The organism is Streptomyces sp. NPDC086835 (genome assembly GCF_044745705.1).
Classification (GTDB): Bacteria; Actinomycetota; Actinomycetes; order Streptomycetales; family Streptomycetaceae; genus Streptomyces.
Map to the genome: position 1 here is coordinate 368,682 of NZ_JBIVAU010000009.1, position 18,811 is coordinate 387,492.

Genomic DNA, 18,811 nt, shown 5'->3' on the forward strand with positions numbered 1-18,811 from the left:
AACCGCCGCCGGGGCCGATCCCGCACAGGCTCGGGCTGCGGCCCGAGCCTGTCAGCCGGGTGCGCCGATTCAGCCGAGGTCGGGGATGCGCCAGTCGATGGGGTCGTGACCCTGCGCCGCGACGGCCTCGTTGATCTGGCTGAACGGCCGGGAACCGAAGAACTTCTTCGCGGACAGCGGTGAGGGATGCGCCCCCTTCACCACGGCATGCCGCTCCTCGTCGATGAGCGGCAGCTTCTTCTGCGCGTAGTTGCCCCACAGGACGAAGACGGCCGGGTCCGGCCGGGAGGCCACCGCGCGGATCACCGCGTCGGTCACCTTCTCCCAGCCCTTGCCCTTGTGGGAATTGGCCTCGCCGGCCCGGACGGTCAGCACCGCGTTGAGCAGCAGCACGCCCTGGCGCGCCCACGGCATCAAATAGCCGTTGTCCGGGACCGGATGGCCGAGCTCGCTCTGCATCTCCTTGTAGATGTTGCGCAAGGACGGCGGGGTCTTGACACCCGGCCGCACGGAGAAGCAGAGGCCGTGCCCCTGGCCCTCGCCGTGGTACGGGTCCTGGCCGAGGATGAGCACCTTCACCTGCTCGTACGGCGTGGCCTCCAGTGCGGCGAACACCTCCGCGCTCGGCGGATACACCGGCCCGTTGGCCCGCTCCTTCTCGACGAACTCGGTGAGCTCCCTGAAGTACGGCTTCTGCAGCTCTTCGCCGAGGACGCCGCGCCAGGACTCGGGCAGCATGTCGGTGTCGGTCACGTCAACAACCTCCGTCGATGGGCCGGTTCCGAGATCCCGGAACCGGGATCTCAGAACCTACCCGGGGGCACTGACAGTGCTACCAGCTGGCCTTGCGGTACAGCTCCCACACCTGCATGACGGTCTGCGGGTCGAGGGCACGCTCGCCACCGCCGATCTCCTCGCTGGCCGCCACGTACAGTTTGCCCTGCCACAGCGGCAGCAGGCGAACGTCGTCGACGAGGATCTCCTGCGCCTTCTCGAACTGCTTGGTGACCGCTCCGCGGTCGCTCTCACGCCGCGACTGCACGAGCTGCTCGGAGATCTCGGGTGCGTCGTACGGGGTGCCGAGGACGTTGTTCGGGCCGACGAACGGTGCGATGAAGTTGTCCGGGTCCGGGAAGTCCGGGAACCAGCCACGGCCGAAGACGGGGTACTGGCCCGCCTGGTAGCCCTTCTGGAACTCCTCCCACGGCTTGCCCTGGATCGTGATCTTGAACAGGCCGGTGGCTTCGAGCTGCCGCTTGATCTCGGCGAACTCGGGGGCCGTGGCGGAGCCGTACCGGTCGGTGGTGTACCAGAAGCTCAGCGGCACCGGCTCGGTGATGCCCGCGTCCTCGAGGATCTCCTCCGCCTTCTTGACGTCCGGCTCGCCGTACCGGTCGAAGAACTCGGTGGTGTGCCCGGCGATGCCCTTGGGGACCATCGAGTACAGCGGCTCGGCAGTGCCCTTGTAGACCTTCTCCACAAGCGCGCCACGGTCGACGATCTGCGCGATCGCGCGGCGCACGGCCAGCTTGCCGGCGTTGGGGTCGGACGGGTTGAAGACGAGGTAGCGGATGTCGGCGCCGACCGTCTCGACCAGCTGGAGGTGGTCGTTCTCCGGCTTCTTCTCCTGGAGTTCGACGACCTGCTCCGCGGTCAGACCACGGTTGATCGCGTCGATCTCCTGCTTCTTCAGGGCCGTCATCATCAGAGCGGAGTCCTGGAAGTAGCGGATCGTCACCGCGTCGTTCTTGATCTTGGCGAAGCCCTTGTACTTGGCGAAGCGGGTCAGCTCCGCCCGGTCGCCCTTCTCGTACGAGGCCAGGGCGTACGGACCGGAGCCGGTGAGCTTGCCGTCCTCACGGAGCTTGTCGGCCGGGTACTCGGAGGGCGGCACGATCGACATGGCCGGGGTGGCGAGGATGAACGGGAACGTGGCGTCGGACGTCTTGAGCCGGAAGGTCACAATGCGGTCACCGGTCGTCTCCACCTTGTCGAGCGACCCCAGCAGCCCCTTCGGACCACCCTGCACGGCGATGGTCCGGATGCGGTCGATGGAGTGCTTGACCGCGGCGGCGTCGAGCTTGTCGCCGTTGGTGAAAGTGAGGCCCTCCTTGAGCTCGCACTCGAAGACCTTGTTGCCGGAGTCGGCGAAGCGGCACTCGGCGGCGTCGGACTGCGGCACGGCGCTCCCCGTCGGGAAGCTCACCAGGGTCTGGAAGACGTTCCGGTACAACTCCCACGAACCGTCCCAGGCGGCAGCCGGGTCGAGAGTGCTCGGCTCGCTGGTGGTACCGACGGAGATCTTCTGTTCACGGTCGGCGTCCTCGTCCGAGAACAGGCCGCACCCCGCCAGCAGAGATATGGACGCTAGGGCTGCAGCGGCCTGCAGACAGGTCCGGTAGAACACGTGCACGCTCCTCGTTCAGCCATGGGTCGGCGAACCATACCGCAGCGCCCCGCCGGGTCAACCTGACGGCCCGGCGGGGCACTTGGATCATTCAGGAACAAACCGCCTCAGGGCGGTCCGCCCGGCGTCAGTGGACGCCCGCGTTGAGGAAGATACCGCCGTCCACGACGAGAGTCTGCCCCGTGATCCAGTCCGACTGCTCGGAGGTCAGGAACGCGGCCGCGCCGCCGATGTCCGCCGGCACCCCGAGCCGCCCCAGCGGGTAGGCGGCGGCCGCCTCGGCCTCCCTGCCCTCGTAGAGCGCCTCCGCGAACTTGGTCTTGATCACCGCGGGAGCGATGGCGTTGACGCGCACGGACGGCGCGAGCTCGTGCGCCAGCTGAAGCGTCAGGTTGACCATGGCCGCCTTGCTCATGCCGTACGCGCCGATGAAGGGCGACGCGGAGACACCGGCGACCGAGGCGATGTTCACGATCGCACCGCCGTTCTCCTTCTGCCACGCCTTCCACGTCTGCTGCGCGAAGCCGAGGGCGGAGATCACGTTGGTCTCGTAGACCTTGCGCGCCACGTTCAGGTCGAGCTCGGCGATCGGGCCGAAGACCGGATTCGTGCCGGCGTTGTTGACCAGGAAGTCGACGCGGCCGAAGGCCTCCATGGTGCGCTCGACCGCCGCCGCCTGGTGGGCCTCGTCGTGGGCCTTGCCCGCCACCGCGATGACCCGGTCGGCGCCGAGGCGCTCCACGGCCTCCTTCAGGGCCTCCTCGCCGCGGCCGGTGATGCACACCCGGTCGCCACGGGCGACGAGCGCCTCGGCGATGCCGTACCCGATGCCCCGGCTCGCGCCGGTGACCAGCGCGACCTTGCCGCTGTCCACGACCTGTCCCGCCCCTGCTGTCTGTGCTGCCATGTCGTTCGAACCCCGATTCAGTTGAGCGGGCCGCCGGCCACGTACATGACCTGGCCGGAGACGAATCCGGCGTCCTCACCGGCGAAGAAGGCGATCGCGTTCGCGACGTCCTCGGGCCGGCCGACACGCTGGACGGGGATCTGGGTCGCGGCGGCGGCCTGGAACTCCTCGAAGCCCATACCCACGCGGGCCGCCGTCTGCGCCGTCATCTCGGTGACGATGAAGCCCGGGGCGACGGCATTGGCCGTGATGCCGAACTTGCCGAGCTCCTTGGCCAGGGTCTTGGTGAAGCCCTGGAGGCCGGCCTTGACCGCCGCGTAGTTCGCCTGGCCGCGGTTGCCGAGCGCCGAGGACGAGGAGAGGGAGACGATCCGGCCGAAGCCGGCGTCGACCATGTGCTTCTGGCAGGCCTTGGCCATCAGGAACGCGCCCTTGAGGTGCACGTTGACGACGGTGTCCCAGTCGGACTCGCTCATCTTGAAGAGCAGGTTGTCGCGGAGCACACCGGCGTTGTTCACCAGGATCGTCGGCGCGCCGAGCTCGGCCGCGACGCGCGCCACGGCGGCCTCCACCTGGGCGGCGTCCGAGACGTCGCAGCCCACCGCGAGCGCCTTGCCGCCGGCTGCGGTGATCTTCTCGACCGTGTCCTTGCAGGCCGCCTCGTCGAGGTCGAGTACGGCTACGGCCCGGCCGTCGGCCGCGAGCCGGACGGCGGTGGCGGCGCCGATGCCGCGCGCGCCCCCGGTAACGACAGCCACACGCTGCTCGGTGGTGGACATTCTGGTTCTCCTCGCCCTTGAAGCCCGTCAATCCCTGTGCCGACGTTCACGGCCCTTCACTGAGCAACCGCTTAGTACCTTCGGCAGACAGGACGCTAGAAGCCCTGGCACGCGGTGTCAACGGCACCAGGGGTCCACGGCGCATGTCACATCGATCAGCCGCGTCCGTCAGCGCACCAGCAGGTCGAGCAGCCGCTCCACCTCCGCCTGCGGATCGGTGGTGAGCCCGGTGTGCACCGGTCCCGGCTGGACGACGGTGGACCGGGGCGCGATCAGCCACCGGAAGCGCCGGCCCGCGTCGTCACGGGAGGCCTGCCCCGCGGCCTCGCCGCCCCGGCAGACGCCCTCCACGGCGTGGAGCGCCGCCCGTACCCCGGTCACGTCGGCCTCCGGGTCGAGCGCCAGCAGCTTCGCCTCGTCCAGGTGGGTGCGGGCGGCCACGAAGGTCCTGGCGCGGCAGTAGACCACCACGCCCGCGTTGAAGCACTCCCCGCGCTCGACCCGCGGCACCACGCGCAGCAGCGCGTACTCGAAAACATCGCGGTCGTTCACCGGTGTGCGTCCTTCTCGTCCGTGTGCGCGTGCTTCTTCGCGGCGTGCGGCCACGGCGTCGCATGGTCGGTCAGCCAGCCGGGCGCCTGGGACGGCCGGGACTTCGTCGGGGCGTTCAGCGTGATCCGCTCGTGGATCGTCGCGGCACGTGGCAGCAGGGCCTCGACGTAGGAACGGCGCAGCGCGTCGGTGGAGTCGAAGCCCGGCTCGTCGACCAGCCACTCGTCGGGCACGTCCGCCGCGACCTCGGTGAGCAGTTCCTCCGTGACCAGTGGCGCGAGCTCGGCTGCGGCCGCCTCGACGTCCGGGCCGAAGGGGGCGAGGGCGTGGTCGGACGCGTCGTACGGCTTGGCGGCGGAGGTGGCGGCGCCGGGCCAGTTGTGGTGCCAGATCATGGTGGCGCCGTGGTCGATGAGCCAGAGGTCCCCGTGCCACACCAGCATGTTGGGGTTGCGCCAGGACCGGTCCACGTTGTTGATGAGCGCGTCGAACCAGACCACCTTGCCGGCCTCGGCCGCGCCGACCTCGTAGGCGAGCGGATCGAATCCGAGCGACCCCGGCAGGAAGTCCATTCCGAGGTTCAGCCCGCCGCTGGCCTTGAGGAGCTCCTGCACCTCCTGGTCCGGCTCCGAGAGACCGATGACCGGATCGAGCTGGATCGTGACGAGGTCGGGCACCCGCAGCCCGAGCCGCCGCCCGAGCTCCCCGCAGATGACCTCGGCGACGAGGGTCTTGCGCCCCTGCCCGGCACCGGTGAACTTCATGACGTACGTGCCGAGATCGTCGGCCTCGACGATCCCGGGGAGCGAACCGCCCTCGCGCAGGGGCGTGACGTAACGGGTCGCGGTGACCTCTGTAAGCATTTTCCAAGGCTATCCGGTTGCTGTACTTCAGGATCAACGCCGTGGCCGGAACCATCACTTCCGCGCCTCTGCCCTCCGCCGACTCCGCGGATTCGTTTCCGGTCGGGTCGGGCTGTGCCCCGCACGGAAAGGGACCGTCCGATGTCTGCCTGAGACATCGGGCGGTCCCTCGGTGTCGGACGTGTGCACTCCCCCGACCGCGTGGCAGCCCATCGGCTAGACGCCGACCTGCTCACCGTGCGACGCGGGCGCTGCCTGGGCCTGCGCGGCGGCCTTGTCCCCGCGCATGAGCAGCAGGGTGATGACGCCCCCGACCGCGGCGATCACAGCGGCGCCGACGAACGCGGACGAGAAGCCGTCGGTGAGTGCGGGCAGGTCGGCCGGCTCGCCGGCTCCCTGCGACATGGCGACCGCCGTCAGCGCGGCCAGACCGAGGGCCGAACCGACGTTGTAGGTCGTGTTGACGATGCCGGACGCGAGACCGGCCTGCTCCTGCGGGGCACCGGACATCGCGGCCATCATGGCCGGGATGTAGGCGAGCGACATACCGAGTGCGGCCACGAGCGACGCGGGCAGAACGTCGACGAGGAACGTACCGGTCGGCTCCACGGCGGACAGCCACAGCAGACCGGCGGCGAGGAGCAGCAGACCGCCGGCGATCAGCGGCTTGGCCCCGAACCTGCCCATCAGTCGGGCCGTGATGGCCGTCATGAAGATCATGAGGAGCACGGTCATGGGCAGCAGCGCGGCGCCGGAGGCGAAGGCTCCGTAGCCGAGCACCTGTTGCAGGTAGAGGTTGAGGAAGTACCACATCGGAATCCACGCGGCGCCGAGCAGCGTCATGGCCAGGTTGGCCGGACCGAGCCGCGGCACACGCCAGATGCCGAGCGGCATGAGCGGCTCGCGCACCGACTTCTGGATCAAGAAGAACAGGATCAGCAACGCGGCCGCTCCGGTCAGCTGCAGCACGGTGCCGGTCGAGCCCCAGCCCACCTCCGGCGCCCGGACGACGGCGAAGACCGTGAGCGCCAGGCCGGCGGTGACGGCGACCGCGCCCATGACGTCGACCGAACCGCGACGGCTCTCCACGGACGGCAGCAGCTTGGTGGCGGCGAGCGTCGCCAGGCCGATCGGGACGTAGATGATGAACACCCACGGCCAGCTCAGCCACTCGGTGAACACGCCGCCGAGGAACACACCGGCGGTTCCGCCCGCGGGCGCGGCGGCGCCGTAGAGGGCCATCGCCTTGCCGAGCTCCTTCGGGTTGTGCCCGAAGAGCATCATCAGCAGCGTCATCGCGGCCGGCGCGATGAGGGCGCCGCCGACACCCTGGACCGCCCGGCCGAGGACCTCGACCCAGGCGGTCTGGGCCGCCGCGGCGACGACGGAGCCGGCGATCATGACGACCCAACCGGCGTTGAACACCTTGCGTGCGCCGAGCAGGTCGGAGAGACGTCCGCCGAGGAGCAGCAGGCCGCCGAAGGCGATGACGTACGCGTTGAAGACCCACTGGAGCTCGCCCTGCGAGAAGCCGAGGTCCTTCTGCATCTCGGGGAGCGCGACCCCGATGATCGACGTGTCCATGATGACCATGAACTGGGCGGCTGCGAGCACGGCGAGTGCCCACCACCGCCAGGGATTGACCGTTGGCATGACCGAATCTCCCTTGAGCTTGTACCCCCGGGGGGTACCGCAGTTTCTTTTGAAAGATACCCCCTAGGGGTATGTGAAGGCAAGAATTCGTCGCCGATTCCGGCCGGCAGACAGGCGGCACGGGAGGCAGGGGCCGTGAGGGGCGAAGTGATGAGCGCGGAGACAGCGCGAGGCCGCGACCGGTCCCCGTCCGGTCGCGGCCTCACAGGTGTGAAGGTCGGTGCAGGGTCAGCAGCAGCCGCCGGCGGCGACGGAGTCGCGGGCGTCGGCGGCGACGGAGTCGCGGGCGTCGGCGGTGGCCTCGCCTGAGCAACACGGACTGCCCTGCTGCTTGGCCAGGGTGTCGGCGTCGGCCTTGACGACATACACCTCCCACGGCTCCTGGCCTGGGCCGTGGACCCAGACCTTGTCCTGGAGGGCGTAGCAGCACTTGGTGTCGTTCTCCTCCGCCGTCGCGAGCCCTGCCTCGCTCAGGCGGGTGGTGGCGGCGTGAACGGCCTCGGTGCTGTCGACTTCCACGCCGAGGTGGTCCATGCGGGTGTCCTCTCCCTCCGAGCCTTCGATGAGGACGAGCTTGAGCGGGGGCTCGGCGACGGCGAAGTTGGCATAGCCGTCACGGAGCTTGGCCGGCTCGGTGCCGAAGAGCTTCGTGTAGAAGGCGACGGATGCGGTCAGGTCGGGGACGCGCAGGGCGAGTTGTATGCGGGACATGACGGTCCTCCTGTTCGGGTGGGTGGCCCAGCGTCAGCAGCCGCCGGAGCCGGCCGGGGCGCCGACGCCGATCTGGAGTGTGGCGGGGGCCGCGCAGCAGCCACCGCCGTCGGCCTGCGCGGTCTCGGGCTCGTCGAACAGCCCCGCTCCGCCGCACACGCCCGTCTCGGGGAGTGTCAGCTCCACGCGTTCGGCGGCCTCCTGGTCGCCGGCCAGGGACGCGGCGACGGAGCGGACCTGCTCGTAGCCGGTCATGGCGAGGAAGGTGGGGGCGCGGCCGTAGGACTTCATGCCGACCAGGTAGACGTCCTTCTCCGGGTGGGAGAGCTCGTTGACGCCGTGCGGGTAGACGGTGCCGCAGGAGTGCTGGTTGGGGTCGATCAGCGGGGCGAGTGCGACCGGGGCCTGAAGGCGCTCGTCCAGGCCCAGCCGGAGCTCGTCGAGGAAGGTGAGGTCGGGGCGCAGGCCGGTGAGCACGATGACCTCGTCGACGGGGTCGAGGCGGCGGCCGTCGTCGCCGACGAGGACCAGCCGGCCGTCGTCGTCGCGTTCGATCGCCTCCGTGCGGAAGCCGGTGACGGCGTCGGCGTAGCCGCCGTCGACGGCGGACTTCGCGGCGAGGCCGAGGGCGCCGCGAGCGGGGAGCTGGTCGGCTTCGCCGCCGCCGAAGGTGGAGCCGGAGATGCCGCGGCGCAGGATCCACACGCCGTGCGTGCCGGCGCCGTCGTCGGACTTCGCCAGGTCGGCCAGGCCGGCGAGAGCGGTGAAGGCGGAGGCGCCTGAGCCGATGACCGCGGTGCGCCGACCCGCGTAACGGGCCCGTACCGCCGGGTCCTTGAGGTCGGGGACGCGGTAGGTGATGCGGTCGGCCGCCGCCTTCTCGCCGAGGGCGGGCAGGCCGCTGCCGCCTGCCGGACCGGGGGTGGTCCAGGTGCCGGAGGCGTCGATCACGGCGCGGGCGGTCAGACGCTCCTCGCGGCCGTCGGCGTACTCGACATGGACGACGAAGGGCCGGCTCTCACGGTCGGCGTCGACCACGCGGTCACGGCCGGCGCGGGCGACGCCGGTGACGGTGACACCCGGACGCACCCGCTCACCGAGGACGGCGGCGAGCGGGCGGAGATACTGCTCGACCCAGTCCCCACCGGACGGGTACGTCGCCGGGTCGGGCCGCACCCAGCCGGTCGGTGCCAGCAGCTTCTCCGCAGCCGGGTCGACGACTTCGCCCCAGGTGGAGAACAGCCGCACGTGGCTCCACTCGCGCACCGCGGCGCCGGCAGCATCGCCTGCTTCCAGGACGAGGGGCTCGATGCCGCGCTCCAGCAGGTGGGCGGCTGCGGCGAGTCCGATGGGGCCGGCTCCGACGACGATGACGGGGAGCTGCTGGGTGCTCATGGCGGTGGGTCTCCTCGGTGCGAAGGGTGGTCGGCGGACAGGTCAGCGGGCGTGGATGAGCGCGGTCAGCTGAGCGTGCGCCCGGATTTCCGCTGCTCGGCCGGCGCTGTCGCTGACCTGGGCGCAGCTGTCACAGAAGCTGACGCCGGCCAGGTCGCGGGCGGTGCGGCGCGCCTTGGCGGCGCTGAGCGCGGTGCGGATCGCTGTCGTCATGACAACCCCCTGTTTCGATGTCTGTCGATACACCGGAGCTTGCCACCCGTATCGACGGGTGTCAACATAGACACATGTCGAAATCAGAAGTGGTGGAGCTGCCCGTCCTCGAAAGTGAGAGCGCCGTGCCCTGCTGCCCTCCGATCACCGCCGGGGAGCTCTCGCAGGCGGACGCGGAGAGGATGGCCGGCATGTTCAAGGCACTGTCGGACCCGGTGCGCCTGCGCCTGTTCTCCAAGGTGGCTTCGCACCCGGGCGGCGAGGCGTGCGTGTGCGACATCGCCGATGTCGGCGTCTCGCAGCCGACCGTCTCCCACCACCTGAAGAAGCTGCGCGAGGCCGGCCTGCTGACCTGCGAGCGGCGTGGCACCTGGGTGTACTACCAGGTCGCCCCGTCCGTGGTGGCGGCGATGTCCGCCATGCTCGACCTGCGCGTCTGACCCGTCCCGTACGGGCCGTCGTCAGCCGGGCGGGCAACAGCGCAGCAGGTACTCCTTGAGCGCGTCCAGACGGTTCGCCATGGTCGTGCCGTCCGCGCGGTAGAAGACCTGCTTGCCCTCCTTGCGGGAGAGGACCAGGCCGCCGCGGCGCAGCAGGCTCAAGTGCTCCGAGGCGGTCGACGGCTTCAGTCCGCAGCGTTCGGCGATCTCACCGACACTGAGCTCCCTCCCGCCGGCGAACTGCCGCATGACCAACTGGCGGGTCTCGCTCGCCAGCGCCTTGAGGAAGTCGGCCGTCGCCCGGTCGACCGCCGTCCCCGCATCGCTTCCAGTCGCCACAGTCCCGTCCCAACATTTCGGCAGTTCCCGAAACAACGATGTATTGGAAGGGTCCACGATCTCATGGAGCACGCCGGCCTCATCGTCATCGGAGCAGGCCAGTCCGGCCTGGCCACCGCCGCCCTCGCGCCCCGTCACGGCTTCGCCCGCCCTCTGGTGCTGGAAGCCACCGACCAGGTCGGCGGGGCCTGGCCGCGCTACTACGACAGCCTCACCCTCTTCTCCCCCGCCCGGTACTCGTCCCTCCCCGGGATGCACTTCCCCGGCGACCCGGACCGCTACCCGACGCGGGACGAGGTGGTCGACTACCTGCGGGACTACGCCCGCCGCATTCCCGCCGACATCCGCACCTCGATCGGTGTCACCTCCGTGACGCGCCGGGACGGCACATGGCTGGTGAGCTCGGAAGACGGCAGGCAGTTCACGGCACGGGCGATCGTCGCGGCGACCGGCGACCACACGAGCCCGTACGTGCCCGACGTGCCCGGGCGGGACGAGTTCGCAGGGCAGGAACTGCATGCCGCCGACTACCGCAGGCCCGAACCTCTCGCCGGCCGGCGGGTCGTGGTCGTGGGCGGCGGCAACTCCGCTGTGCAGATCGCCGCCGAGCTCGGCGTGGTCGCCGACACCACGCTCGCCACCCGCCGCCCCATCGGCTGGACGGCCCAGCGCCCGCTGGGCCGGGACGTGCATTGGTGGTTCGAGCACACCCGCTTCGACACCGCGCCCCTGCGTCGGCTGCTGGGGAAGCTGCCGGTCTCCGTCCTCGACGACGGGCACTACCGCACCGCCCTGGAGGAGTACGGCGTGGACCGGCGGGAGATGTTCACCCGCCTCACCCAGGACGGCGTGCTGTGGGCCGACGGCACCAAGGAAACGATCGACGCGGTCGTCTGGGCCACCGGCTACCGCGTCGCCTTCCCCTACCTGGCCGGCAGCGGCGCCCTGGATGCCGACGGCCTGCCCCGGCACCGCGGCGGCATCGCCACCGGCGTGCCGGCGCTCGGGTTCGTCGGCATGGAGTTCCAGCGAAGCTTCTCCTCCAAGACGCTGCGCGGCGTGGGCCGCGACGCGGCGCACGTGCTGTCCCGGCTCGTCCGGAAGCGCGGCGCGCCCCCGGCTGCCGTCACGGCCGATCGACGGTCAGCTGCGGATCCCCGAGGGCCGGGGGCACGGCCGCCCCGCGCTCACGGGGTGCAGGCCTCGGCGATCGACAGGCTGTTCTCGTAGAGGTGGTGCCGGGTGATCCGGCCGTCCTGGACGGTGAGGTGCAGCGCGAACGGGCCCTCGAAGGACTTTCCCGTCGCGCGTACGGTCCCCGACAAGTGCCCCATCAGGACGGCGTCGGCGCCGTCGATGAGGAAGGTGTCGACGGAGGCACGCGCGTCCTCGGGCACGGTGTACTCCATCAGCTCCGTGTCCTGAGCGGCGCATTCGGCGGCGGTGGACCGCGGGCGGATCCAGGGGACGGCTGGGTTCTCGGCGAGCAGCCAGCCGACCTCGGCGGCGAAGAGCGGGACGAGCCGCGCGGTGTCCCCGGCCACCCGCGCGGCGAGGAACTCCTGCACCACGGCCCGAGTGGCGTCGGCGACGGAACTCTCGGTGGCGGCGGCACTCGCCGTAGTGGCAGTGGACCTGACGGACATGGCGCTCTCCTCGCGGCTGCGGCCGGATCCCGGCGGGGGTTCCCGTCGATGCCCTCGATCCTGCCCGGGGAGGGGAGAGCGGTCGATTACACCAGGGGTAATGACCCCTGGATCACGGCTGCCACACGCTGATGCCCCACCGACCGTGACGGACGAAAACACGTTGGCGGACTGCCGGCGAGCTGCGACGATGCCTCAGTTCCCAGGCGGAGGATCTTTGTTCGTTTTCGTGTGTGCGGGGTGCGGCGCCGAGTTGACCGCCCCGTTGTCCCAGGTCTCCCTTCCGGCCCACGCCCATCAGAGCTACGGGAACGGGACCCAGCTCCCGGTGCTCATGGAGTCGGGGACCTTCGCCGTCGACCCGGAGCCTTGGGGGCCGCCGTGGCGCAAGTGGGAGCGGATCGATCCGGACGAGGCAGCCGTCCGCGGGGTCTACGCGCCGGTCCACGCCCTGTCCGACGGCGCGCCCGGCGCGTTCGTCATCGCGCCCGGAGACATCCGCGGCGTTCTGCTGCTCCGCGAGAAGCAGGGTGGCGCCTGCTGCGGCGTTGCAGGGGCCGACGGCCCCAACATGGTCTGTGAGGCGTGCGGCCTGCTCGTGGCGACCAGGATCGACGACTGCTCCCTCTGGCAGGCGGTGTGGCTCGCCCCGAACGCCGTCCGCCGCCTCCTCGTCGACGGCGCCGACGCCGAGCCACTCTCCTGGGAGGAGCTGACGGAGGAGGGGAAGAGCACACCCCCGTTCGAGCCGATCGCCCCATGGGGGTCACCGCTCGGGGCGAGCCACCACTGGTCATGGAGCCCGCAATGGGAGGCGGCAGCAGGCCGGGCGCTCGCCCACCTGCTGGCGGCCTCCGAAGGACAGCCGGTGACCGTCGCGGACGGCATGACCGAGGAGGTGTTCCAAAGCTCCCTCGACGCCCTGCTGCCCGCAGGTCCTCAGGAGCGGCGGGCCGTCCTGGCCGGACCGGGACGGCCCGCCCCCGACGCGGGCGCCGACATCCTGCTCGTGCCGGTCCAGCCGCAGACGGGTCGGACCTGGACCCCCACCGGCCCGGCTGCATCGGCATACCCGGTGCCGCTGCCGTTCGGGGTGTGGCTGTGGCTGGTCTCCCCCCAGCCGCGTCTACCGGTTCCCCCGTCGGGCCGCGTACCCGACGACGTCCTCCGCGAGCCGGTCGGCCGCCGCCTGAGCGGCGGCAGCGGCTGGCGGCGGGACTTCGACGACTTGCTCCCGCCGCGCCCTCATTACCCGTTCCGGGCCGACTGGGCAACGTTCCACCACACCCTGGCCCGGCTGCCGGCCGTCCGCAGCCCATGGCTGCGGGAGATCTTCGACGACCTGACGCAGCCCATGCGCACCGGCCTCTTCTAGCCGACTCGCAGAAGGCGCCGATGCCGACCTGTCCGGCCCGGGGGGTGATGAGCGGCCGAGTCACGGGGACGGGCATCGTCGCAGGCTAGGGTCTTTCGTTTGGATCAGGCCGGATCAGGGAGCGGGGTCTGGTGCGTGCGATCGCAAGGCGGAGGAGGGAGGCATGGCGGAGCCATGCCGACCGACGACAACGCGGCGAGCGTGCGTGCCAGGGCTCGCGAGCCCGGCATGATCCAAACGAGAGGCCCTAGGAGGCCCGCGGCTTCCGCCGTTCGGTGGCCTTCTTCGCAGTGGCCTTCTTGGCGGCGGTCTTGGCCGTGGTCCCGGCGGTCATCTTCTTGGCCGTGGTCTTCTTCGCGGGCGTCTTCTTGGCCGTCTTCTTGGCCGCGGCCTTCTTCGGCTCGGGCATCTCGTGCACGGTGGCATGCCCGCCCTCGCCCCGGGACTCGCGTGCCCGCGTGACGGAGGCGTTGAGGGCGGCCATCAGGTCGACGACCTGGCCGCCCGGCTCTGCCGCCTCCGCGGAGGGGGCGGGCTGCTTGCCTTCGGCCTTGGCGGCGATGAGCTCCTCGAGGGCCTCGCGGTAGTGGTCGGTGTAGCGGGAGATGTCCTCCTCCCCCATCGCGTCCATGAGCGCGATCGCCCCGTCGACCTCAGAATCGTCGATCTCCACGGCCGGCGGCGCCAGCGACTCCGGGGACCTGATCTCGTCCGGCCAGTGCATCGAATGCAGGACCAGGGCGTCGTCCTTGACCCGCAGCAGTCCGAGGCGCTCACGGCCGCGGAGCGCGAACTTGGCCACGGCGACCTTCGACGACCGCTGCAGTGCCTGCCGCAGCAGCTTGTACGGCTTGGCCGCGACCTGACCGTCACCCTCCAGGTAGTACGAGTCGCCGATCCGTACCGGGTCGATCGACCCCGCCGGCACGAACGCAACGATCTCGATCGCCTTCGCCGTCGGCAGCGGAATCTCCGCCAGGTCCTCGTCCGTCACGGCGACCAACTGGTCCTTGGAGACCTCGTAGCCTTTGACGATCTCGTTGTCGGACAGCTGCTTCCCGTCCAGCTCGCAGACCTTGCGGTAGCGCACCCGGCCCATGTCCTCCAGGTGGACCTGCCGGAATGAGATGTTGTGGTTCTCCGTGGCGGGCACGACCTTGATCGGAATCGTGACCAGCCCGAAGCTGATGGCGCCGGACCAGATGGGACGGGGCATGAGCAACCTCCCGTACGGCCCCGAGCACTGTCATGCAGGTACTCAATTCTCGCGTCATATTCTCCATCACGCTGTCATGAGGACGGCCGACCTGCCACGAGGATTGCTCCGCCTGCCTGTGCGGCGCCGGCCCGCTGGTCGCGGCCGCACCGAGGGGCTGAAGGCTCCGGACCGCCCGCTCTACGATCATGCTCATGTCGATCACTCCATCCTCTCTCCCCGTCCTGAAGGGCCGCGGCGGCGCCGTCCTCACCGCCGACCGGGACGCGCTTGTCCTGGACCGCCCGCGCGAGCAGGTCACCTTCGTGCCGTCTGCCGTCGCGCGGGTACGCGCCGAGGGCAGGACGGTGACGATCGAACTGCGGGCCCCGCGCGGGACCGCCCCGACCGTCTACCAGGTGGAGGACGTGAGCGAGGCCGCCGCCGCCGTCTTCGCCGACGGAGTGAACGCGATGCTCCCGGAACGGGAGGACGACGAAACCGACGGCACCGCCCTGACCGTCGTCCGCACCCTCACCCCGACCTGGCACCAGAGGTTCGTGCGCCGGCTTCTGTGGGGCATGTTCGGGTTCCTCGTGGCGCTCGTCGCCTTCACCGTGGTCGCAGGTCTGGCAGGCACCGCGGCGTCGGTCATCGTCATGCTCCCGATCGGCGGTATCACCTGGGTGTGTCTCGGGATCGGCATGTACACGGTTCGTCGGTGGCTGCGCGAGCGGTGGCTGCGCCGGCACGGCATCACCGTGACCGCCAAGGCAGCGGCGACGCCGGGCGCGTACGTGTACATGGACGGCACCGGCACGTACCGGGGCTTCGTGCACGGCGACGACGGCCCGTACGTCACCGTCAGCTACGACCCGCGCGATCCTGCGGACGTGCTGGTGCCGCAGGCCCCACACCTGCGCCTCCTGAACTCGGTGCTCGGCTCGTTCCTGCTCCTCTGCTCGCTCGGCGGCGTGGCCCTGCTGGTCCTGGTGGTGGTGGACGCGCTCACTGGCGGCGATCTCAGCCGCAGCGCGGACGGCGTCTAGGGTCTGTCGTCAATGTGATCTTGGTTGGTGGATCATGGTCGGGTGATACGTCGCCATGAACTGACCGATGCCGAGTGGGACTTCGTGCGGCCGTTGCTGCCCCGGACGTCGATGGGGCGGCCTCGGCTGGACGACCGGACGATGCTCAACGGGATCGTGTGGAAGTTCCGGGCCGGGGTGGCCTGGCGCGATGTGCCCGAGCGGTACGGATCCTGGGCCAGCCTGCACACCCGCTTCCGCCGCTGGGCGGCGGACGGCACGTTCGACCGGATGCTGCAGACCGCGCAGGCCCGGGCGGACGCGGCGGGGGACGTCGACTGGCTGGTGTCGGTCGACTCCAGCATCGTCCGGGCCCACCAGCACGCGGCCGGCGCCCGAAAAGGGGGCGCCGCAGCCCGGCGCTCGGACGCTCCAGAGGCGGGCTGACCAGCAAGATTCATCTGGCCTGCGACGGCCTGGGCCGCCCCCTGGCTTTCGTGGTCACGGGCGGCAACACCAATGACTGCACCCAGTTCACCGCCGTGATGGAGGCGATACGGGTACCCCGCCTGGGGCCGGGGCGGCCGCGGGTACGGCCCGGCCATGTCATCGGCGACAAGGGCTACAGCTCCAAGGCGATCCGCACCTGGCTGCGGCGCCGGAACATCCCGCACACCATTCCGGAGAGGGTCGACCAGGTCGGCAACCGGGCCCGGCGCGGCAGCCGGGGCGGCCGCCCGCCGGCCTTCGACAAGCAGGTCTACAAGCGGCGCAACGTCGTGGAACGGTGCTTCAATCGCCTGAAGCAGTGGCGCGGGATCGCCACCCGGTACGACAAGACCGCCGAGTCCTACCAAGCAGCCGTCACCCTCGCCTCACTCCTGATGTGGGCGTGACACTTTGACGACAACTCCTAGGCCGTGTGTCGAAAGTGGATCTTGAGCGTTGGGTAATCACGGTTCATGGGGCGGGGAGATCTCACGGATGAACAGTGGGCGGTGTTGGAGCCGTTGTTGCCGAAGGGGAGGAGGACGGGGCGGCCGCCCGTCTGGCCTCGGCGGCGGCTGATCGACGGCATACGATTTCGGGTCCGTACCGTGTTCCATGGCGGGACGTGCCCGTTGAGTACAGACCGTGGGGCCGGATCTGTGACCTGTTCCGCCGGTGGCAGCGGGACGGCATCTGGCACAGAATCTTCACGCGGCTCCAGTCTCTGGCCGACGCGAAGGGTGTGATCACGTGGGACCTGAGCGTTGACTCCACGGTGTGCCGCGACGCTCATCAGCACGCGGCCGGGGCCCGCAAGCAAGGTGACCTGCAGAAGGAACCACCAGGCGGGGTCTTCGCCGAGCCTGGTGATCACGCCCTTGAACGCTCGCGTGGCGGGTTCACCACCAAGCTGCACCTGGCCGTCGAACAGGGCCAGAAGCCCATGTCGGTCGTGCTCACGGCGGGACAGCGCGGCGACTCGCCGCAATTCGAACCCGTGCTGGAGAAGGTCCGCGTGCCTCGCATCGGGTCGGGCCGACCCCGCGTGCGCCTCAACCGAGTCCGGGCGGACAAGGCATACGCCTCTCGGAAGAACCGCGCCTACCTGAGCCGCCGGGGTATCCGCATCACCATCCCGGACAAGACGGACCAAGCGCGTAATCGCCAGAAGCTCGGCTCGCGTGGCGGCCGGCCGCCACGTTTGACGCGGTCGACTACCGCGAGCGCCACGCGGTCGAGGCGGAATCAACCGACTCAAGCGTCATCGGGCCGTGGCCACCCGCTACGACAAGCTCGCGGTCCGCTATGAAGCCACTGTCCTCGTAGCAGCCATCAAGGAGTGGCTGTAATCAGCACGTGGCGATACACCGGCGAGGCAGGGACAGGCCGGCGGGGTGAAGCTGTAGCAGTCTTCCTCAAAGACGACGACCGTGCTGTGATCACGCTGCGTCGTACGGGCGCACTCAGCGGTATATTCCGTATCGCGACTGCTCACCCGGTGACGCCTGTTGACACTCGCTCAACGCTGCGGCAGTACGGCAGTCCGTGTAGCGGCTCCCCGGCAAGGAACCGGGTGATCAAGTCGGCGACTTCCGCTGTCCGTTCCAGGATGACCATGTGATCGGCGTCGCGGACCTCCGCGTGCCAACTGTCGGCACACGCCGCCGCCATCTGGCGGCACAGCTCCGGCGTGGTGAACGAGTCGTACTCGCCGGCCACGGTCAGAACCGGCGCACGAGGCGGCTGGCGGGTATCGAGAGCCTGATGGGTGAGCAGGCGCAGGGTGTTGGCACGCATCTGGTGCGCCTCCGCCTCGGAGATGTTAGTGATGCGGCGCAGCAGCAGTCTGCGGATGCGGGCGCCGTTGGGGATGTCTGCGAGGCGTTCGGGCGTCATGAGCAGGTCGAGCGTGACGTGCGCGTAAGTCTCCATGTCTCCGGCGGCCAGGTGTTCCAGAGTGCGGCGCATCGCGGCCCGTGCGTGGTCCGGGATGGCGATCATCGTGCCGACCAGGACCATGCGCCCCACCCGGTCCGGGTACCTGCGGGCGATCTCGTAGGCGATGGCGCTTCCGTAGGAGCCGGCGAGCACGTTGACCTGACCGGCATCACACTCATCGAGCATGTGGCAGACCGCGTCGGCGAGGAAGTCGACGCCGTAGGTTTCGGGCAGCAAGTCGGCTGCCCCCCAGCCCGGGGGGTCGACGGTGAACACGTCCATGCTCCCGAGGAACACCTCTTCACAGCGCCCCCAGGACTCCTTGCGCTGGAACGCACCGCCGATGATCAGCACGGGCGGGAATCGAGGGGCGGATGCGCGGATCACACGTGATTCGCAGGAGAAGCCCTGCCAACGATGTGCTCGCACAAGTGGCTCGCCCGCTGGCGGAGCAGTCTCGGCGGGGAGATGCGGCGTCTTGAGCGGCGTGCCGGAGTAGATCACGCACGGTAAACGATCTTCGAGGTCCGGCGTCACGGTGGCACCCCGGACCGTGCTGATTAACCGTCAGGTCTCTCCACGCCACAGAACGAGCTCAACCTCCCATCGAGATCCACTTTCGATACAGGGCCTAGTACTGCAACGGTCTTTGCCGTGACGGTTGGGCAGGTGGGTCGTTGGGTTGTCCATGGGTGGGGATGTTGTTGAGGCCCGTTCGCGGGCGGGTGAGTTGAAGGCTTTGCATGATCGGTTCGTGCACCGCTTTGCCAGGTCGGAGCCGCGTGGGTCGGCGCTTGCGTATATGCAGGGGCTGGTAGCTCCGTTGGAGCGGAAGAACGGCTGGACGCTGGCGGAGGAGGCCGGGCATGCGGGTCCGGACC

18 protein-coding genes and 3 pseudogenes are annotated in these 18,811 nt (G+C 69.9%); 7 read left to right on the top strand and 14 right to left on the bottom strand.

What is annotated here, in order from left to right; all coding sequences use genetic code 11:
* Positions 1 to 69 precede the first annotated feature (69 nt).
* The 10 genes from ACIPJI_RS27805 to ACIPJI_RS27850 all read right to left on the bottom strand — a co-directional run bounded on the left by ACIPJI_RS27805 (position 70) and on the right by ACIPJI_RS27850 (position 9,480).
* Entirely contained in the window at positions 70 to 753 is a 684-nt protein-coding gene (locus tag ACIPJI_RS27805) for a uracil-DNA glycosylase (RefSeq protein ID WP_356620256.1), read from the bottom strand.
* Between the two features lie 79 nt (positions 754 to 832).
* Complete coding sequence (locus tag ACIPJI_RS27810; protein WP_356620254.1) at positions 833 to 2,407, bottom strand: ABC transporter substrate-binding protein; 1,575 nt, start codon at positions 2,405 to 2,407, stop codon at positions 833 to 835.
* A gap of 127 nt (positions 2,408 to 2,534) precedes the next feature.
* Entirely contained in the window at positions 2,535 to 3,314 is a 780-nt protein-coding gene (locus ACIPJI_RS27815) for an SDR family oxidoreductase (protein ID WP_402249519.1), read from the bottom strand.
* A gap of 17 nt (positions 3,315 to 3,331) precedes the next feature.
* Entirely contained in the window at positions 3,332 to 4,093 is a 762-nt protein-coding gene (gene fabG / locus ACIPJI_RS27820; RefSeq protein WP_189470121.1) for a 3-oxoacyl-ACP reductase FabG, read from the bottom strand.
* Between the two features lie 168 nt (positions 4,094 to 4,261).
* The gene (locus ACIPJI_RS27825) at positions 4,262 to 4,645 is read right to left on the bottom strand and encodes a DUF3037 domain-containing protein (RefSeq protein WP_356620251.1); all 384 of its coding nucleotides are present in this window, start codon (positions 4,643 to 4,645) and stop codon (positions 4,262 to 4,264) included.
* Entirely contained in the window at positions 4,642 to 5,508 is an 867-nt protein-coding gene (locus ACIPJI_RS27830) for a HipA family kinase (protein ID WP_402249522.1), read from the bottom strand. Before ACIPJI_RS27830 ends, ACIPJI_RS27825 begins: the two co-directional genes overlap by 4 nt.
* Positions 5,509 to 5,724: 216 nt before the next feature.
* Positions 5,725 to 7,161, bottom strand: coding sequence for an MFS transporter (locus ACIPJI_RS27835; RefSeq protein WP_402249524.1), 1,437 nt, complete (start codon positions 7,159 to 7,161; stop codon positions 5,725 to 5,727).
* 228 nt (positions 7,162 to 7,389) lie between these two features.
* Positions 7,390 to 7,872 carry an ArsI/CadI family heavy metal resistance metalloenzyme gene (locus ACIPJI_RS27840; protein WP_402249526.1) on the bottom strand — a complete coding sequence of 161 codons (483 nt, stop codon included), beginning with the start codon at positions 7,870 to 7,872 and terminating at the stop codon, positions 7,390 to 7,392.
* Positions 7,873 to 7,905: 33 nt separating this feature from the next.
* Complete coding sequence (locus ACIPJI_RS27845; protein ID WP_402249527.1) at positions 7,906 to 9,267, bottom strand: NAD(P)-binding domain-containing protein; 1,362 nt, start codon at positions 9,265 to 9,267, stop codon at positions 7,906 to 7,908.
* Between the two features lie 42 nt (positions 9,268 to 9,309).
* Positions 9,310 to 9,480, bottom strand: a complete 171-nt coding sequence (locus ACIPJI_RS27850) for a hypothetical protein (protein WP_402249529.1) — start codon at positions 9,478 to 9,480, stop codon at positions 9,310 to 9,312.
* Positions 9,481 to 9,554: 74 nt separating this feature from the next.
* Between ACIPJI_RS27850 and ACIPJI_RS27855 the strand changes: the two genes are divergently transcribed.
* Positions 9,555 to 9,920: an ArsR/SmtB family transcription factor gene (locus ACIPJI_RS27855; protein WP_402249531.1), complete on the top strand. Its 366-nt coding sequence runs from the start codon at positions 9,555 to 9,557 to the stop codon at positions 9,918 to 9,920.
* 21 nt (positions 9,921 to 9,941) lie between these two features.
* Here ACIPJI_RS27855 and ACIPJI_RS27860 read toward each other — a convergent pair whose 3' ends face one another.
* Positions 9,942 to 10,259: a helix-turn-helix transcriptional regulator gene (locus tag ACIPJI_RS27860; RefSeq protein WP_307705284.1), complete on the bottom strand. Its 318-nt coding sequence runs from the start codon at positions 10,257 to 10,259 to the stop codon at positions 9,942 to 9,944.
* A gap of 63 nt (positions 10,260 to 10,322) precedes the next feature.
* Between ACIPJI_RS27860 and ACIPJI_RS27865 the strand changes: the two genes are divergently transcribed.
* Positions 10,323 to 11,489, top strand: coding sequence for a flavin-containing monooxygenase (locus ACIPJI_RS27865; protein ID WP_402249533.1), 1,167 nt, complete (start codon positions 10,323 to 10,325; stop codon positions 11,487 to 11,489).
* On the opposite strand, the gene ACIPJI_RS27870 is transcribed toward ACIPJI_RS27865, so the two are convergent.
* Positions 11,447 to 11,905, bottom strand: coding sequence for a nuclear transport factor 2 family protein (locus tag ACIPJI_RS27870; protein WP_402249536.1), 459 nt, complete (start codon positions 11,903 to 11,905; stop codon positions 11,447 to 11,449). The two genes, ACIPJI_RS27865 and ACIPJI_RS27870, sit on opposite strands and share 43 nt — an antisense overlap.
* 217 nt (positions 11,906 to 12,122) lie before the next feature.
* Here ACIPJI_RS27870 and ACIPJI_RS27875 point away from each other — a divergent pair, with 217 nt between their 5' ends.
* The gene (locus ACIPJI_RS27875; protein WP_402249537.1) at positions 12,123 to 13,280 is read left to right on the top strand and encodes a hypothetical protein; all 1,158 of its coding nucleotides are present in this window, start codon (positions 12,123 to 12,125) and stop codon (positions 13,278 to 13,280) included.
* 247 nt (positions 13,281 to 13,527) lie between these two features.
* Here ACIPJI_RS27875 and ACIPJI_RS27880 read toward each other — a convergent pair whose 3' ends face one another.
* The gene (locus ACIPJI_RS27880; RefSeq protein WP_402249539.1) at positions 13,528 to 14,496 is read right to left on the bottom strand and encodes a Ku protein; all 969 of its coding nucleotides are present in this window, start codon (positions 14,494 to 14,496) and stop codon (positions 13,528 to 13,530) included.
* A gap of 194 nt (positions 14,497 to 14,690) precedes the next feature.
* Between ACIPJI_RS27880 and ACIPJI_RS27885 the strand changes: the two genes are divergently transcribed.
* The 3 genes and pseudogenes from ACIPJI_RS27885 (at position 14,691) to ACIPJI_RS27895 (ending at position 17,341) form a co-directional block, all read left to right on the top strand.
* Complete coding sequence (locus ACIPJI_RS27885; RefSeq protein ID WP_356620232.1) at positions 14,691 to 15,524, top strand: hypothetical protein; 834 nt, start codon at positions 14,691 to 14,693, stop codon at positions 15,522 to 15,524.
* A gap of 111 nt (positions 15,525 to 15,635) precedes the next feature.
* A pseudogene (locus ACIPJI_RS27890) lies at positions 15,636 to 16,399 on the top strand (IS5 family transposase).
* Positions 16,400 to 16,465: 66 nt separating this feature from the next.
* Positions 16,466 to 17,341, top strand: a pseudogene (locus ACIPJI_RS27895) (IS5 family transposase).
* Between the two features lie 142 nt (positions 17,342 to 17,483).
* Here ACIPJI_RS27895 and ACIPJI_RS27900 read toward each other — a convergent pair.
* Positions 17,484 to 18,284 carry an alpha/beta fold hydrolase gene (locus tag ACIPJI_RS27900; RefSeq protein WP_402249541.1) on the bottom strand — a complete coding sequence of 267 codons (801 nt, stop codon included), beginning with the start codon at positions 18,282 to 18,284 and terminating at the stop codon, positions 17,484 to 17,486.
* Between the two features lie 334 nt (positions 18,285 to 18,618).
* Between ACIPJI_RS27900 and ACIPJI_RS27905 the strand changes: the two are divergent.
* Positions 18,619 to 18,811, top strand: a pseudogene (locus tag ACIPJI_RS27905) (IS701 family transposase); the annotation flags it as partial.

Excerpts from the sequence above, each read along its gene's own strand:
- ACIPJI_RS27815 (WP_402249519.1), bottom strand. The coding sequence starts at position 3,314 with ATGGCAGCACAGACAGCAGGGGCGGGACAGGTCGTGGACAGCGGCAAG.
- fabG (WP_189470121.1), bottom strand. The coding sequence starts at position 4,093 with ATGTCCACCACCGAGCAGCGTGTGGCTGTCGTTACCGGGGGCGCGCGC.
- ACIPJI_RS27830 (WP_402249522.1), bottom strand. The coding sequence starts at position 5,508 with ATGCTTACAGAGGTCACCGCGACCCGTTACGTCACGCCCCTGCGCGAG.
- ACIPJI_RS27835 (WP_402249524.1), bottom strand. The coding sequence starts at position 7,161 with ATGCCAACGGTCAATCCCTGGCGGTGGTGGGCACTCGCCGTGCTCGCA.
- ACIPJI_RS27840 (WP_402249526.1), bottom strand. The coding sequence starts at position 7,872 with ATGTCCCGCATACAACTCGCCCTGCGCGTCCCCGACCTGACCGCATCC.
- ACIPJI_RS27845 (WP_402249527.1), bottom strand. The coding sequence starts at position 9,267 with ATGAGCACCCAGCAGCTCCCCGTCATCGTCGTCGGAGCCGGCCCCATC.
- ACIPJI_RS27850 (WP_402249529.1), bottom strand. The coding sequence starts at position 9,480 with ATGACGACAGCGATCCGCACCGCGCTCAGCGCCGCCAAGGCGCGCCGC.
- ACIPJI_RS27855 (WP_402249531.1), top strand. The coding sequence starts at position 9,555 with ATGTCGAAATCAGAAGTGGTGGAGCTGCCCGTCCTCGAAAGTGAGAGC.
- ACIPJI_RS27865 (WP_402249533.1), top strand. The coding sequence starts at position 10,323 with ATGGAGCACGCCGGCCTCATCGTCATCGGAGCAGGCCAGTCCGGCCTG.
- ACIPJI_RS27870 (WP_402249536.1), bottom strand. The coding sequence starts at position 11,905 with ATGTCCGTCAGGTCCACTGCCACTACGGCGAGTGCCGCCGCCACCGAG.
- ACIPJI_RS27880 (WP_402249539.1), bottom strand. The coding sequence starts at position 14,496 with ATGCCCCGTCCCATCTGGTCCGGCGCCATCAGCTTCGGGCTGGTCACG.
- ACIPJI_RS27885 (WP_356620232.1), top strand. The coding sequence starts at position 14,691 with ATGTCGATCACTCCATCCTCTCTCCCCGTCCTGAAGGGCCGCGGCGGC.